Raw genomic sequence first — 212 nt, forward strand, 5'->3', positions numbered from 1 at the left:
GAGTCGGCCAACCGGAACTGCTGGTTGGTGCTGTTGTTGTCGCTCCACTGCACGATTGCGCCGCCGTTGGCGGTCGAGAAGCCCGAGACGTCCAACACCTTGTTGGACAGCCGCGACTTCACCCGGTAGTAGCCTCCACCGGAGTCGACGAACTGCCACTGCTGCTGGTTACCGTTGTTGCGGGTCCACTGCGTGATCCGCGCGCCGTCGTT

1 protein-coding gene is annotated in these 212 nt (G+C 63.2%); it reads right to left on the reverse strand.

Annotated elements, in window-relative coordinates:
* Positions 1-212, reverse strand: a 212-nt coding sequence (locus IF22_RS33525) for an RICIN domain-containing protein (RefSeq protein ID WP_036412942.1), incomplete at both ends; no start/stop codon positions are given.

The organism is Micromonospora parva, assembly GCF_000718515.1.
GTDB lineage: Bacteria > Actinomycetota > Actinomycetes > Mycobacteriales > Micromonosporaceae > Micromonospora > Micromonospora parva.